We start from the raw sequence: 13,368 nt of genomic DNA on the forward strand, positions 1-13,368 counted from the left end.
GCTGCCTCGCGTGAGCGACAGCGAAGCCGACGAAACGGACGACGAGCGCCGCAAGCGGGGACGCGCGCCCGACCCGATCCTGCCTGGCCAGGAGGCGCCGGCGCACGTCGTGCCGAAGCCTGTCGCCCTCTCGTTCTGGTTGTGGATCGCGACCGGTCTCGCCCTGATCGCCGGGCCGACCTATCTGCTGATCGGCAGGCAGACGGTGATCGACACGTACCTCAAGCAGAACGCGGAGCAGCGGGACCCCGCGCTGAGGGTCGACCCGGCGCGGATCGTCGACGGCGTCGACGGGCTGATCCTGAACCTGTTCGTCGGCGCGATCACGTTCGCCGTGCTCTTCGCCATTTTCGCTTACAAGGCGCGCGAAGGAACACGTTCGGCCAGGGCCGTGCTGACCGGCCTCGCGGTCTTCCTCGCCCTCGTCGGCCTCTTCGTTCTCGGTGGCGCGCTCTTCGTCGTCATCGCCACGCTGATCGCGGTGATCGCGCTGATCCTGATGTACCTGCCCAGCGTCGCCGACTACTTCCCGAAGGTCGGGCGCAAGCTGCCATGACGCCGGAGCCCGCCCTCTACGCCGAACCCGGCGTCGGCTGGACGGCGTTGCTGTGGGCGCCGCTGTTCTCCCTCGCCGGGCTGCTCGCCGAACTGGCGACCGGCGGGCCGGTGCACTGGCTGGCCTGGATCCTGGTCGCGGCGGGGCTGGTGGCGATCACCGTGCCGTGGGTGTACGCGCGCCGCCGGTACCTCTCGCTCGAAGTCACCGCGGACGGCTACCGGCAGGGCAGAGAAACCCTGGAGGCGGCTCGGATCGCCGAAGTTCTCGAAGACGACGCCCCGGTCGGGGCGCGGGTCCTCGGCGGCGGCTGGACGATCCCCAAGAAGCACGGCGAAGTCGGCTTGAAGCTCGAAGACGGTGTTTTCGTCCGCGCCTGGGCCAAGGATCCGGATGCCCTCCGCGAGGCTCTCCAGGATTTGGTGCGTGCTCGCACCACAGAGTCATGAGAAGCTGCTCACTGTGATCGACCTTCCCCAGCCGACCGGCGCCGATCTGTGGCCACCGGAGGACACCCGGCGAAACGCCCGGCTGCACAAACCCCTGCGCGCCGTGGTGGGAGCCGTCGAACTGATCCTCGCCGCGCTCGCCGTGTGGGGTGCTTTCGCTTGCTGGAAGGCCGGTGTCGTCCCGGTCGTGATCACCTACGGCGAAACGACGACGTTGGAATCACAGCGCTACTTCGGCGGCCCGCTCGCCGGCGCCATCGGGCTGGGTGTGCTGGCCGCGATCCTGGTGGTGGACGCGATCCGCCAGTTCCTGCTCGCCGTCCGGGCCAAGGGACGCAAGCCCAAGGAACCGAAACTCAGTTGAGCCACACGACGGCGGCGTTGACTGCGGTCGAGAACAGCAGCCACAGCAGATACGGCACGAGCAGCCAGGCCGCGAGCTTCGACCGGCGCCCGAACTCCATCATCGTGATCGGCACCACGAAGTCCAGTACGACGACGTCGGCCAGCGCCACGACGTGCGCGCCGCCGGCGAAGAACAGCGGCGTCCACAGCAGGGTCAGCAGCAGGCAGACGCCGTAGAAGGCGAAGCCGCGCGTTTCGCCGTCGGTGCGCCAGTAGCACCAGCCCGCGACGGCGACCAGGAGGAGCAGGACCGACCACGTCGGCCCGTAGAGCCAGCCCGGCGGCGCCCACGACGGGCGGGCCAGCGCGTTGTGCGTCTCGGAGCGGGTGGCGACCGCCAGCCCGGCCACGATCCCCACGATCGCCGACATGGCGACGAATCCCGCCAAGGCCTGCCAGCGCAGGCGACGGTGGTGGGTCGGTGGTGACGGCACCGTGGACACGTGGATTCCTCCGCGAGGGTTTCGGCGGGAGTGCTCCCACCCTAGTGGGCCGGGTCACGCCATGGCCGCCAAGCGTGAGGACTCGGCGGCGGGTGTCATCCGTGATTTGCGAGACTGGGGAGGTGACTACCGGAGTCGATCAGTCCAAGGCATGGTTCGAACGAGCGAAGGCCGCGATCCCGGGCGGGGTGAACTCCCCGGTGCGGGCCTTCAACTCCGTCGGCGGCACCCCGCGGTTCATGGTGCGCGGTGAGGGTCCGTATCTCTGGGACGCCGACGACAACCGCTACGTCGATCTGGTCTCGTCGTGGGGGCCGATGATCCTCGGGCACGCGCATCCTGACGTCGTCTCCGCCGCCCGCGAAGCGGCCGTCAGCGGACTGTCGTTCGGCACGCCGACGCGCGGCGAGGTCGAACTGGCCGAGGAGATCATCGGCCGGGTCGAGCCGGTGGAGCAGGTTCGCCTGGTCAACTCCGGTACCGAGGCGACGATGAGCGCGATCCGGCTGGCCAGGGGATTCACCGGCCGGGCGAAGATCATCAAGTTCGCGGGCTGCTACCACGGTCACGTCGACGCGTTGCTCGCCGAAGCGGGCTCCGGCGTCGCGACCCTCGGCCTCCCGACGTCGCCCGGTGTCACCGGCGCGCAGGCGGCCGACACGATCGTCCTGCCCTACAACGACCTCGACGCGGTCCGGAAGTCCTTTGTGGACAATCCGGACTCGATCGCCGCGATCATCACCGAAGCGGCGGCAGGCAACATGGGCGCCGTCGCCCCGGTCGACGGCTTCAACGCCGGGCTCAAGGAGATCGCGCACGAGCACGGCGCGCTGCTGATCATGGACGAGGTGATGACCGGGTTCCGCGTCTCGAAGGCGGGCTGGTTCGGCCTCGAAGGCGTCGCCGGTGACCTGTACACCTTCGGCAAGGTGATGTCCGGCGGACTGCCGGCCGCGGCCTTCGGCGGTCGCGCCGACGTGATGGCGAAGCTGGCCCCGGGCGGGCCGGTGTACCAGGCGGGGACGCTGTCGGGGAACCCCGTCGCCGTCGCCACCGGGCTCGCGACGCTGCGCGCGGCCGACGACGCCGTGTACGCGGCCCTCGACGCCAACGCGAAGCGGCTCGGGGACCTGTTCGACCGGTCGCTGACCGAGGCGGGCGTCGCGCACACCGTGCAGTACGCGGGCAACCTGGTCAGCGTGTTCTTCAGCGAGAACCCCGTGACGAACTACCCGGGCGCGCAAGCTTCGGAGACCTGGCGGTTCCCGGCGTTCTTCCACGCGCTGCTGGACAACGGCGTGTACGCGCCGCCGAGCGCGTACGAGGCCTGGTTCGTCAACGCGGCCATGGGTGACGCCGAGTTCGAGATCATCGAGTCCGCGCTGCGCGTGGCCGCCCGCGCCGCCGCCGAGGCGGTCCAGGCGTGAGCGAGACGACGATCGTGCACCTGCTCCGCCACGGTGAGGTGTACAACCCGGACAAGATCCTGTACGGCCGTCTTCCCGGCTTCAAGCTCTCCGACCGCGGTCAGCGCCAGGCGCTGACGGTCGCCGAAGCCGTCGCGAAGCACGACATCACGCACGTCGTCGCTTCGCCGCTTCAGCGTGCGCAAGAGACCGCTGCGCCGATCGCCGCCGCGCACCGGCTCGACGTCGACACCGACGATCGGCTCATCGAGGCCGACAACCAGTTCGAGGGCGAGCGGGTCGCCGTCGGCGATGGCGCCCTCCGCCAGCCGAAGCACTGGCCGAAGCTGGTCAACCCGTTCCGGCCGTCCTGGGGCGAGCCGTACGTCGAGATCGCGCACCGCATGCTCGGCGCGATCCATCGTGCGCGGCGCGCGGCCGAGGGCCACGAGGCGTTGTGCGTCTCGCACCAGCTGCCGATCTGGACCGTGCGGCGCTTCCTGGAGGCGAAGCGGCTCTGGCACGACCCGCGCAACCGCCAGTGCTCGCTCGCGTCGCTGACCAGCCTGGTCTTCGAGGGCGAAGAACTCGTGCGGATCGTCTACAGCGAGCCCGCCGGCACGACCGACCCGAAGGTGACCGGCGCATGAAGCGACTCCTGGCGGCCGTCGTCGGGTTGGCGCTCGTCGTCACGGGCTGCACCACCGGCAAGGACGCCGTCGTCACCGGCGGCTCGTTCAACTTCGTGTCGCCGGGCGGGAAGGTCGACATCACCTACGACGTCGCGGACCGCCAGCCGTCGCCGACCCTGTCCGGCGACGACCTGATGAACGAGGGCAAACAACTCTCGATCGCGGACTTCCCCGGCAAGGTCGTCGTGCTCAACCTGTGGGGCCAATGGTGCGGGCCGTGCCGCGTCGAGGCGCCGGAGATGCAGAAGGTCTACGACCAGACCAAGGCGTCCGGCGTCCAGGTGGTCGGCATCGACCTGCGGGACAACGACCGGGCACCGGCGCAGGACTTCATGCGGGACCGGAAGCTGACGTACCCGTCGATCTACGACCCGTCGGGGCGGACGCTGCTGCAACTTTCGGGTTATCCGCGCAACATCATCCCGTCGACGATCGTGCTGGACAAACAGCACCGCGTCGCGGCGGTGTTCCTGCGGGACCTCCTGGCGTCGGACCTGCTGCCCGTCGTCGAACGCCTGGTCGCCGAACCCGCCTGACCCTCGCCGCCCCTCGCCGCATTTCGGCACCTGGTTGCGATCCTTGCGTGTGCAACGATCGCAACCAGGTGCCGAAATGCGAGGAATGGGACGGGACCAAGGTCCTGACCGGGTGCGACGTAGGTCCCGTTGAGGGCGCCCCGGCGTTTTCACCTCGACCACACTGCCTACGCTCCTTTGCGTGAACGGTGTTACCGAGCTGGCGCTCTCAGGGCCGCTGCTGCTCGCAGCGGGCGTAGCGCTGCTGGCCGGGACGATCTCCTTCGCGTCGCCGTGCGTCGTGCCGCTGGTGCCCGGGTATCTCGCGTACCTGGCGGCGCTGGTCGGCGCGGACGCTCCCGCGGTCAGCGCGGACGAGGGGCGCAAGAAGGGCCGGTACGCCGTCCACGGCGCGGCGGCGCTGTTCGTGCTCGGGTTCACCGTCGTCTTCGTGGTGACACTGGGGACGCTGGTGTGGATCGCCGACGCCGTCCAGCTCAACATGGACCTCCTCCAGCGCCTCGGCGGCGTGCTGACCATCGCGATGGCGATGGTCTTCCTCGGTTGGATCCCGGGATTGCAGCGGGAGTTCCGTTCGCATCACGTGCCGCGCGGCGGACTGTGGGGCGCGCCGGTGCTCGGCGCGGTGTTCGGGCTCGGCTGGACGCCGTGCATCGGGCCGACGCTGTCCGCGGTCACCACCCTGGCCAGCGCCACCGGCGGTGCCGCCGTCCGCGGGTACGCGCTGATCCTCGTGTACTGCCTCGGCCTCGGCGTCCCGTTCCTGCTCATCGCGGTCGGCGCCCGCTGGGCCGTCCGCGCGACGGACTGGCTGCGCCGCCACGGCCGTCAGGTACAGATCTTCGGCGGCGTCCTGTTGATGATCGTCGGTGTACTGCTGGTGACCGGACTGTGGGGCGACATGATCGGCTGGATCCGGAACACCCTCGTGAACGACCTCAGGCTGCCCTTGTGACCACCCAATACCGTCCGACGCCGCTGAAGCGCGTCTTCGCCTTCCTACGCAACACCTGGCGCGGATTGACGTCGATGCGCACCGCGCTGGTGCTGCTGTTCCTGCTCGCGCTCGCCGCGATGCCCGGCGCGCTGCTGCCGCAGCGGAACCTCAACGTCGCCAAGACCGACGAGTACATCGCCGCGCACGGCTGGTGGGGCGAACTGCTCGACCGCACGCAGTTCTTCGAGGTCTACGGCAGCGTCTGGTTCTCCGCGATCTACATCCTGCTGATGGTCTCGCTCATCGGCTGTCTCGCGCCGCGCAGCCTCGAGTACGCGAAGGCGATGCGCGCGAAGCCGGTGCTCACGCCGCGCAGGCTCTCGCGCATGCCGCATCACGTGTCCACCACGACCGACCGGACCCCCGAGACGGTCATGAAGGACACTCACGCGCTGCTCAAAGGCTGGCGCCGCGTCGAGCATGAAGACGCAGACGGAACCCGAAGCATCTCCGCCGAACGCGGATACCTTCGCGAGACCGGCAACCTCGTCTTCCACTTCGGCATGCTGGGCCTGATCATCTTCTTCGCGCTGGGCAAGCTGTTCGGCTACGAAGGCCAGGTCATCGTCCAGGCCGACAACAGCCCGTGGTGCAACTCCGGCATCCTCGGCTACGACACCTTCAACGCCGGGCTGCGCGTCGACGGCACCGACCTCAACGCGTTCTGCATCCGGTTGAAGGACTTCGAGGCGCGCTACACCGAGAGCGGGCAGGCGAACTACTACCACTCCAACATGGAGTACCAGTCCGGCGAAGACCTGAAGACCGGCGATTGGAAGCCGTACGGGCTCGAGGTCAACTCGCCGCTGCGCACCGCGGGCGACCGCGTCTACCTGCTGAACTTCGGCTACTCCCCGAAGTTCACGGTGACCTTCCCCGACGGCACCGTGCGCACCAACATCACTCCGTGGCGTCCCGCCGACGAGCCCACCAAGCTCTCCGAAGGCGCCACGAAGATCGACCAGCCGGGGATCGCGGACCCGATCGAACGCCGCACCCGGCAGCTCGCGATCACCGGCCTGCTCGCGCCGACCGCGTTCATGCACGGCAACGTGCTGACGTCGTCGCGGCCCGAGGCGAACAAGCCGGCCGTGGCCGTCGACATCTACCGCGGCGACCTCGGCCTCGACGCCGGCCGCGGGCAGTCGATCTTCCAGATCGACCAGTCGCTCGTCGCGGACGGCAGGCTCAAGAAGCTCACCCGGCAGAACCTGGACCAGGGTCAGGAGACCGTGCTGGACGACGGCACGAAGGTCCGCTTCGACGGTGTCCAGGAATGGGTCGCCATCCAGGTCTCGCACGATCCCGTGCAGGGCTGGGTACTGGTCTGCGCGGTCGCGATGCTGATCGGGCTGGCGGGATCGTTGCTGGTCAAACGGCGCCGGGTGTGGGTGCGGGTGAGCCCGGCGCGCGAAGGTGAGACGGGTACCGTGATCGAGGTCGCCGGGCTGGCGCGCACCGATCAGGCGGGCTACGGCGAAGAGTTCCAGCGGATCAGCGCCAAGCTGGTCCAGGGGCAGAGAGGCAACTAGAGGTCATGCCGATCAACGAGACGCTGTCCCAGTACAGCGACTACTCCTACACCACCGCGGCGGCGATCTACGTCATCGCGTTGATGTTCGCCCTCATCGAGCAGGGTTTCGGGGCGAAGGGCCGTCTGGCGGCGGAACGCAGCATCCAGCGTTCCCGCGAACTGGTCGGCGCGGGTGGTCCGTCGACGCCTCCGGCTTACGGGACGCCCGTCGAGCCCCCGCGTGAGATCGGCCGCCCCGAGCGCATCGGCCGCATGGGCGCCGCGCTGCTGGTGCTGGCCGCGCTGCTCCACCTGGCCGCGATCGTGCTGCGCGGGCTCGCCGTGCACCGCGCGCCGTGGGGCAACCTCTACGAATACGGCATGGCCACGACCTTCATCGCCGTCGCGACCTGGCTCGTCATCATGCGGAAGTTCCCGGTCCGCCACCTCACCGGCTTCCTGCTGCTGCCGGTCGTGATCCTGATGTTCGTCAACGGCACCATGCTGTACACGACGGCCGCGCCGGTGCAGCCCGCGCTCCAGTCGTACTGGCTGATCATCCACGTTTCCGCGGCGATCATCGGCTCGGGTGTCTTCCTGGTGCCGGGTGTCGCGAGCGTCCTCTACCTCTTCCGCGCCGCCCACGACGACAACCCGGCGAAGTTCGCCAAGTTCGGCTCGAAGCTGCCCGCCGCGGACGTGCTCGACCGCATCGCCTACCGCACCACCATCTTCGCCTTCCCGATCTTCACCTTCGGCGTGCTCTGCGGCGCGGTGTGGGCCGAAGCGGCGTGGGGCCGGTTCTGGGGCTGGGACCCCAAGGAGACCGTCGCTTTCGTGGCGTGGGTCGTCTACGCGGCGTACCTGCACTCCCGTGCCACCGCGGGCTGGCGCGGGAAGCGGGCCGCGATCATCAACATCGTCGGATTCTCCGCGACGATCTTCAACATGTTCTTCGTGAACCTGGTGACGTCGGGCCTGCATTCCTACGCCGGGGGCTGACCGCCGCCGCTGCACGCGAGCCGACTACCGTCAATACTGAGGTAATGGGGGAAGACGTGCGCGGAGGAGGAATTCAGCGGTGACCGGACCCAGCGAAGAATCGGCTCCTGGCCACCCCGAACCCACCGAGAGCGACCCGCCCTCGGAGTTGTTCTCCGAGGACAGGACGGATTCGGCGCCGCATCCGAACGCGGGCGGTTTCGAGGCCGAGCCGACCCAGGTCGTCCAGCCCCAGTACCCGCAGCAGGGGCAGTACCCGCAACAGCAGCCCGCTCAGCAGCAGCAGCAGCCGTCGCTGCCGCAGCCGTCGCAGGGGCAGTATCAGCAGCCCTACGACCAGAACCTGCCCCCTCTGCACCCTCAGCAGGCGCAGCCGCAGCAGGCCGCCCAGTACCCGCCTCAGCAGCAGTACGCGCCGCCGCCGCAGCAGCAGCAGCAGCCGGTACAGCAGCCCGGCGTGCCCGGGCTCCCGCAGCCGCAGGGCAGGCACGCGCTCCCGGACGAACTCGCCACCGCGAGCCTGGTGAAGCCGCAGAAACGCAAGCCGCAGTCGGGCTGGCGCAAGGCGCTCTACGTGGGCACCGGCAAGCTCGTCAACCCGGGGGAGAGCCCCAAGGACACGCGCAAGCGTGAACTGATCGCGCAGATCAACCAGCCGCTGCGCGGGTGCTACAAGATCGCGATGCTGAGCCTCAAGGGCGGCGTCGGCAAGACCACCACGACCACCACACTGGGCTCGACGTTCGCCTCACTGCGCGGTGACCGGGTCGTCGCCGTCGACGCCAACCCGGACCGCGGGACGCTGTCGCAGAAGATCCCGATCGAGACCACCGCGACCGTCCGGCACCTGCTGCGGGACGCGGACAAGATCACCAGGTACAGCGACGTCCGGTCGTACACGTCGCAGGGCGGGAGCCGGCTGGAGATCCTCGCCAGCGAGCAGGATCCGGCGGTTTCGGAAGCCTTCTCCGAGGACGACTACCGGCGCACGGTCGACCTGCTGGAGCACTTCTACAACATCGTGCTCACCGACTGCGGGACCGGTTTGATGCACTCGGCGATGAAGGGCGTCCTGGACGTCGCGGACGCGCTGGTGGTGGTCTCGTCCGGCTCCGTCGACGGGGCGCGCAGTGCGTCGGCCACACTCGACTGGCTGGAGGCGCACGGCTACGGCGACCTGGTCAAACGGTCCGTCGCGGTGATCAACTCGGTACGGCCGAAGGGCGGCTCCGTCGATCTCGACAAGCTCTCGGCGCACTTCGGCGCGCGGGTCCGCTCGGTCTGCCGCATCCCGTTCGATCCGCATCTGGAAGAAGGCGCCGAGATCGAACTGGACCGGCTCGACGACGACACGCGGCTGGCCTTGCTGGAACTGGCGGCCACCGTCGCCGACGGCTTCGGCGGCCAGCACTACCAGCCGATTCAGCCCTAGTCTTTGCCCTTGTCCTCGTCTTTACCTTTGCGCTGCTGCTCACCGAGCTTGCGCAGGAAGTCGGGGTCGTCGTCCGGGGCGAGTGTCGGCCGCGACGAGGGCACCCCGACGCGCTCGATCCCGAACGCGCGCCACAAGACCACGGCGACGGTGAGCGCTCCGATGGCCGCGAGCAGATAGATCATGCTCGGTCCCTTTCCGCGTGGAGGACGTTGCTCAGTCCCACGAGGCTAGCCTCTTTGCCGCGCGCGGGGGGACTCATGGATACCCCAATGTGACGAAGGGCGATTTCGTGCCCTTCGTCACCGGAGTCCTTTTACGGGAAATGCCAGGTCAGACCTTGCGCGTGGGCTCACTGGCGTCGGTGGTCAGCTCGGCGAGGAGCTCGTTCACCTCGGCCTCGCGGAACCGGCGGTGTCCACCGGGAGTGCGGATCGAGCCGATCCGGCCCGCGGTCGCCCAGCGGGTCACGGTCTTCGGGTCGACCCGGAACAGGGCCGCCACTTCACCGGGGGTGAGCAACCTGCCGCCCATGGTCGCGGTCATTTTCCGCCTCCTTCACGGTTCCAGTGCTAAACCGGAGGCGGGCCCAATGCCCGTCGTGCCGGGTAGCCAACACGGCAATCGTTGCATCTCACCCGTCAGGTACTCGAACGGTTGTCCAACAGTAAAGAGCCCTTAAAGGTCAAAACCGACAACCGAGACATGCGCCCGTGGCCGCCAAGGTCTTGTCACGGATGTACGAAAACACGCCCTGATCACGCGAATCGGGTCGTGGCACCTAAGGTGTAGCGGTGGACCAGGTGGATCGGAAGATCATCGCGGCATTGCGGGAGAACGGGCGGGCTACCTACGCCGACCTCGGCCGGTCTGTCGGGCTCTCGGCTTCATCAGTGCACGAGCGGGTCGGCAAACTCGAGGCCGCCGGCGTGATCACCGGCTACCACGCCATGGTCGACCCCAACACGGTCGGACTCGGCGTGACGGCGCTGGTCGGCATCCACCCCACCGACACCGCGACCGAAGACGACGTCGCGGACGCGCTCGGCGCGCTGGACGAGGTCGAAAGCTGCTATGCCGTCGCAGGCGACGAGGCGTTCGTCGTCAAGGTGCGGGTGGCGACCGTCGACGATCTGGAGCGGACGCTCGGCAGGTTGCGGCGGATCCCCGGCGTCGGCCGGACGAACACCACCGTCGTGCTTTCCACCCGCTTCGAAGGGCGCCCCAACAACGCGGGCCTGGAGGACGGCCGCAACGGCAGCGCGTAGCCTGCGTTGATGTGAGCGATAATCACCTGCCCCGTGACCTGACGCTGTACGTACTGGCCAGGTTTCTCCTGGTCGGGGTCATCGCAGGCGGGTTGCTGCTGGTCAACGTCCCGCTGCTGGTCGCGCTGCTGATCAGCCTGGTGGTGGGGCTGCCGCTGGGTCTGCTGCTGTTCCGCCCGCTGAACGCGCGTGTGACCGCCGGACTCGCCCGCCGCAACGAAAAGCGCGCTCGCGCCCGTGCCGAACTGCGCTCCCAGCTGCGCGGCGACCGAGCGGACGGCACCGCGTGAGCCGTCTGCACAGCCGCAGCTGGGTCCGCGAAGCCGTCCGCATCATCGAGGCCGACGCGAACCGCAGCGCCGACACACACCTGCACGTCTTCCCGCTGCCCGCCGAATGGGGCATCGACCTGTACTTGAAGGACGAGTCGGTCCACCCGACCGGCTCGCTCAAGCACCGGCTCGCGCGTTCGCTGTTCCTGTACGGCCTGGTGAACGGCCAGATCGGGCAGGACACCGTGCTCGTCGAGGCGTCCAGCGGCTCGACGGCGGTTTCGGAGGCGTACTTCGCACGGATGCTCGGCCTGCGGTTCATCACCGTGGTGCCACGCAGCACCTCGCCGGAGAAGATCGCGCTCATCGAGTTCTACGGCGGCGAATGCCACTACGTCGACCGCGCGCCGGACATGTACCCGGAGGCCGAGCGGCTCGCTTCGGAGTGCAACGGCCACTACCTCGACCAGTTCACCTACGCCGAGCGCGCGACGGACTGGCGCGGGAACAACAACATCGCCGAATCGGTGTACGCGCAGATGCAGTCCGAGCGGCACCCGGTGCCGACGTGGATCGTGGTCGGCGCCGGCACCGGCGGCACGAGCGCGACCTTCGGCCGCTACGTGCGCTACAAGCGGCACACCACGAAGATCGCCGTCGTCGACCCGGAGAACTCGTCGTTCTACGGCGCCTGGCAGACCGGGGCGCTCGACTACAGCACCGGCATGCCATCGCGGATCGAGGGAATCGGGCGGCCGCGTGTCGAACCGTCGTTCGTGCCCGGCGTGATCGACGAGATGCTGCAGGTGCCGGACGCCGCCTCGCTGGCCGCCATCCGCGTGCTGCGCGAACGGACCGGACACTGGGCCGGCGGCTCGACCGGCACGAACCTCTTCGGCGCCTTCACACTGATCTCGCGGATGATCTCGGAAGGCCAGGCGGGCAGCGTCGTCACGCTGCTGTGCGACGGCGGCGAGCGGTACGCCAACACCTACTACGACGACGAGTGGCTGGCGCGGAAGAACATCCACATCGCGCCTTACCTGGACAAGTACCGGGAGTTCCTGGTGAGCGGGAAGCTCGCCCCGGAGGCCTGAGCGGGTCTCGGCCGCCTGCCGGGCGTGTTGCGAAAGCCACTTTCGCAACGTTGAAGGTTGCGAAAGTGGCTTTCGCAACACCGGCTGGGCGGCCTACCTCAGATTCGCCGGATCACCAAAAGAGCGGGGGACCTTTGCTATCGCCTCGGCTGCATTTAGTGGTCACCCAGACGCTAGAGCGCTACGGGTGGTGGTCCGAAGCGGAAAACTCAAGGTATGAACGGTGCGTTCATTCACCGCGTGCCCGTCCGGCCCGACGCGAACTGGATGGCGCGGTGACCGGACCTTTGAGGCCGCACTGTGTGGATTTCGGGTCATCCAACGTCCCGAAATCCACACAGTCCCGCATCAAAGGTCCGGTGACTGCTCAGAGCGCGAGGGCGACCGCGGTCAGTACCGCCCACCCCAGCATCGCGAACCCGGTGTCCCGCAGCGCCGGGATCAGCGCCCGCCCCTGCGCGCCGCCGCCGACGGCCTTGACCGACTTCACCAGCAGCGGCGCGGTCAGCAGCCCCAGCAGCGCCCACGGCGTCACGAAGGCGAGCAGCACGCTCACGACGTATGGGATCGCGACCAGCGTCAGGTAAAGGCGCCGCGTGCCGTCGTCGCCGAGCCGGGTGGCGAGTGTGCGCTTGCCGGACTCGATGTCGGTCGGGATGTCGCGGAGGTTGTTGGCGGTCAGCACGCCGGTCGAGAACGAGCCGACGGCGACCGCGCAGCCCAGCGCCGTCCAGCTGAGCTGTCCGGCTTGGACGTACACGGTGCCAAGAACGCCCGCCAGCCCGAAGAAGACGAAGACCGCGATCTCGCCGAAACCGTAGTAGCCGTAAGGCTTTTTGCCGCCGGTGTAGAACCAGGCGCCGAGGATGCAGACCGCGCCCATCGCCAGCAGCCACCACTGGCCGCTGATCGCGACGAGAACGAGCCCGAGGACTCCGGCGAGCCCGAGGGCGACGAGGGCGGCCGTCAGGACGGCCTTCGGCTTCGCGACTCCGGAGCCGACCAGCCGCAGCGGGCCGACGCGCTTTTCGTCGGTGCCGCGGATGCCGTCGGAGTAGTCGTTGGCGTAGTTGACGCCGACGATCAGGGCCAGCGAGACCAGCAGCGCGAGAATCGATCGGGACCAGGAGAAGCCGTCGAGCGCGACCGCCGCGCCGACTCCGGCGACCACCGGCGCCACCGCGTTGGGCAGCGTCCGCGGGCGCGCCCCTTCGATCCATTCACCAGCAGTCGCCATGTCGCCATTCTGGCCCTGGCCACTACCGGCCGGTATGCGGGGCTCGTCACCTGCTCGAGGCAT

The 13,368-nt window shown here is 68.7% G+C and carries 17 protein-coding genes; 13 read left to right on the forward strand and 4 right to left on the reverse strand.

What is annotated here, in order from left to right:
* Window positions 1-10 precede the first annotated feature (10 nt).
* Genes DL990_RS06160 through DL990_RS06170 form a run of 3 tightly spaced genes read left to right on the forward strand, consistent with a single transcriptional unit; the run spans window position 11 to window position 1,369 of the window.
* Entirely contained in the window at window positions 11-556 is a 546-nt protein-coding gene (locus DL990_RS06160; protein ID WP_125788681.1) for a hypothetical protein, read from the forward strand.
* The gene (locus DL990_RS06165) at window positions 553-1,005 is read left to right on the forward strand and encodes a hypothetical protein (RefSeq protein WP_125798134.1); all 453 of its coding nucleotides are present in this window, start codon (window positions 553-555) and stop codon (window positions 1,003-1,005) included. The genes DL990_RS06160 and DL990_RS06165 overlap by 4 nt, the downstream gene beginning before the upstream one ends.
* Complete coding sequence (locus DL990_RS06170) at window positions 983-1,369, forward strand: hypothetical protein (RefSeq protein ID WP_125788683.1); 387 nt, start codon at window positions 983-985, stop codon at window positions 1,367-1,369. The genes DL990_RS06165 and DL990_RS06170 overlap by 23 nt, the downstream gene beginning before the upstream one ends.
* Here the strand turns inward: DL990_RS06170 and DL990_RS06175 are convergent.
* Window positions 1,362-1,853 carry a TspO/MBR family protein gene (locus DL990_RS06175; RefSeq protein ID WP_125788684.1) on the reverse strand — a complete coding sequence of 164 codons (492 nt, stop codon included), beginning with the start codon at window positions 1,851-1,853 and terminating at the stop codon, window positions 1,362-1,364. The two genes, DL990_RS06170 and DL990_RS06175, sit on opposite strands and share 8 nt — an antisense overlap.
* Window positions 1,854-1,975: 122 nt before the next feature.
* Between DL990_RS06175 and hemL the strand changes: the two genes are divergently transcribed.
* The 7 genes from hemL (at window position 1,976) to DL990_RS06210 (ending at window position 9,431) form a co-directional block, all read left to right on the forward strand.
* Window positions 1,976-3,280: a glutamate-1-semialdehyde 2,1-aminomutase gene (gene hemL / locus DL990_RS06180; RefSeq protein WP_125788685.1), complete on the forward strand. Its 1,305-nt coding sequence runs from the start codon at window positions 1,976-1,978 to the stop codon at window positions 3,278-3,280.
* The gene (locus DL990_RS06185) at window positions 3,277-3,909 is read left to right on the forward strand and encodes a histidine phosphatase family protein (RefSeq protein WP_125788686.1); all 633 of its coding nucleotides are present in this window, start codon (window positions 3,277-3,279) and stop codon (window positions 3,907-3,909) included. Before hemL ends, DL990_RS06185 begins: the two co-directional genes overlap by 4 nt.
* Entirely contained in the window at window positions 3,906-4,487 is a 582-nt protein-coding gene (locus DL990_RS06190) for a TlpA disulfide reductase family protein (RefSeq protein ID WP_125788687.1), read from the forward strand. The genes DL990_RS06185 and DL990_RS06190 overlap by 4 nt, the downstream gene beginning before the upstream one ends.
* Before the next feature lie 181 nt (window positions 4,488-4,668).
* Entirely contained in the window at window positions 4,669-5,442 is a 774-nt protein-coding gene (locus DL990_RS06195) for a cytochrome c biogenesis CcdA family protein (RefSeq protein ID WP_125798135.1), read from the forward strand.
* Window positions 5,439-7,016, forward strand: a complete 1,578-nt coding sequence (locus DL990_RS06200; protein ID WP_125798136.1) for a cytochrome c biogenesis protein ResB — start codon at window positions 5,439-5,441, stop codon at window positions 7,014-7,016. Before DL990_RS06195 ends, DL990_RS06200 begins: the two co-directional genes overlap by 4 nt.
* 5 nt (window positions 7,017-7,021) lie before the next feature.
* Window positions 7,022-7,999 (forward strand): c-type cytochrome biogenesis protein CcsB, encoded by a 978-nt coding sequence (gene ccsB / locus DL990_RS06205; RefSeq protein ID WP_125788690.1) that lies wholly within the window; start codon window positions 7,022-7,024, stop codon window positions 7,997-7,999.
* Between the two features lie 79 nt (window positions 8,000-8,078).
* Window positions 8,079-9,431: a MinD/ParA family protein gene (locus DL990_RS06210; RefSeq protein WP_125798137.1), complete on the forward strand. Its 1,353-nt coding sequence runs from the start codon at window positions 8,079-8,081 to the stop codon at window positions 9,429-9,431.
* Here the strand turns inward: DL990_RS06210 and DL990_RS06215 are convergent.
* Entirely contained in the window at window positions 9,428-9,616 is a 189-nt protein-coding gene (locus tag DL990_RS06215; protein WP_125788692.1) for a hypothetical protein, read from the reverse strand. The genes DL990_RS06210 and DL990_RS06215 overlap by 4 nt on opposite strands.
* A gap of 148 nt (window positions 9,617-9,764) precedes the next feature.
* Window positions 9,765-9,977, reverse strand: a complete 213-nt coding sequence (locus DL990_RS06220) for a BldC family transcriptional regulator (RefSeq protein WP_016330944.1) — start codon at window positions 9,975-9,977, stop codon at window positions 9,765-9,767.
* A gap of 248 nt (window positions 9,978-10,225) precedes the next feature.
* Here DL990_RS06220 and DL990_RS06225 point away from each other — a divergent pair, with 248 nt between their 5' ends.
* The 3 genes from DL990_RS06225 to DL990_RS06235 are packed head-to-tail and all read left to right on the forward strand — an operon-like array spanning window position 10,226 to window position 12,068.
* Entirely contained in the window at window positions 10,226-10,699 is a 474-nt protein-coding gene (locus DL990_RS06225; protein ID WP_199746236.1) for an Lrp/AsnC family transcriptional regulator, read from the forward strand.
* An 11-nt stretch (window positions 10,700-10,710) separates the two neighbouring features.
* Window positions 10,711-10,989, forward strand: coding sequence for a DUF4229 domain-containing protein (locus tag DL990_RS06230; RefSeq protein ID WP_125788693.1), 279 nt, complete (start codon window positions 10,711-10,713; stop codon window positions 10,987-10,989).
* Window positions 10,986-12,068: a PLP-dependent cysteine synthase family protein gene (locus DL990_RS06235; protein ID WP_125798138.1), complete on the forward strand. Its 1,083-nt coding sequence runs from the start codon at window positions 10,986-10,988 to the stop codon at window positions 12,066-12,068. Before DL990_RS06230 ends, DL990_RS06235 begins: the two co-directional genes overlap by 4 nt.
* A gap of 367 nt (window positions 12,069-12,435) precedes the next feature.
* Here the strand turns inward: DL990_RS06235 and DL990_RS06240 are convergent, their stop codons facing one another.
* On the reverse strand, window positions 12,436-13,305 hold the full coding sequence (locus DL990_RS06240) for a 1,4-dihydroxy-2-naphthoate polyprenyltransferase (protein WP_125788695.1): 870 nt from the start codon (window positions 13,303-13,305) through the stop codon (window positions 12,436-12,438).
* Window positions 13,306-13,368: the final 63 nt, after the last annotated feature.

This window comes from Amycolatopsis sp. WAC 01416 (assembly GCF_003947485.1).
In the GTDB taxonomy this organism is placed as follows: Bacteria; Actinomycetota; Actinomycetes; order Mycobacteriales; family Pseudonocardiaceae; genus Amycolatopsis.

Excerpts from the sequence above, each read along its gene's own strand:
- DL990_RS06165 (WP_125798134.1), top strand. The coding sequence starts at position 553 with ATGACGCCGGAGCCCGCCCTCTACGCCGAACCCGGCGTCGGCTGGACG.
- DL990_RS06240 (WP_125788695.1), bottom strand. The coding sequence starts at position 13,305 with ATGGCGACTGCTGGTGAATGGATCGAAGGGGCGCGCCCGCGGACGCTG.
- DL990_RS06220 (WP_016330944.1), bottom strand. The coding sequence starts at position 9,977 with ATGACCGCGACCATGGGCGGCAGGTTGCTCACCCCCGGTGAAGTGGCG.
- DL990_RS06190 (WP_125788687.1), top strand. The coding sequence starts at position 3,906 with ATGAAGCGACTCCTGGCGGCCGTCGTCGGGTTGGCGCTCGTCGTCACG.
- DL990_RS06215 (WP_125788692.1), bottom strand. The coding sequence starts at position 9,616 with ATGATCTATCTGCTCGCGGCCATCGGAGCGCTCACCGTCGCCGTGGTC.
- ccsB (WP_125788690.1), top strand. The coding sequence starts at position 7,022 with ATGCCGATCAACGAGACGCTGTCCCAGTACAGCGACTACTCCTACACC.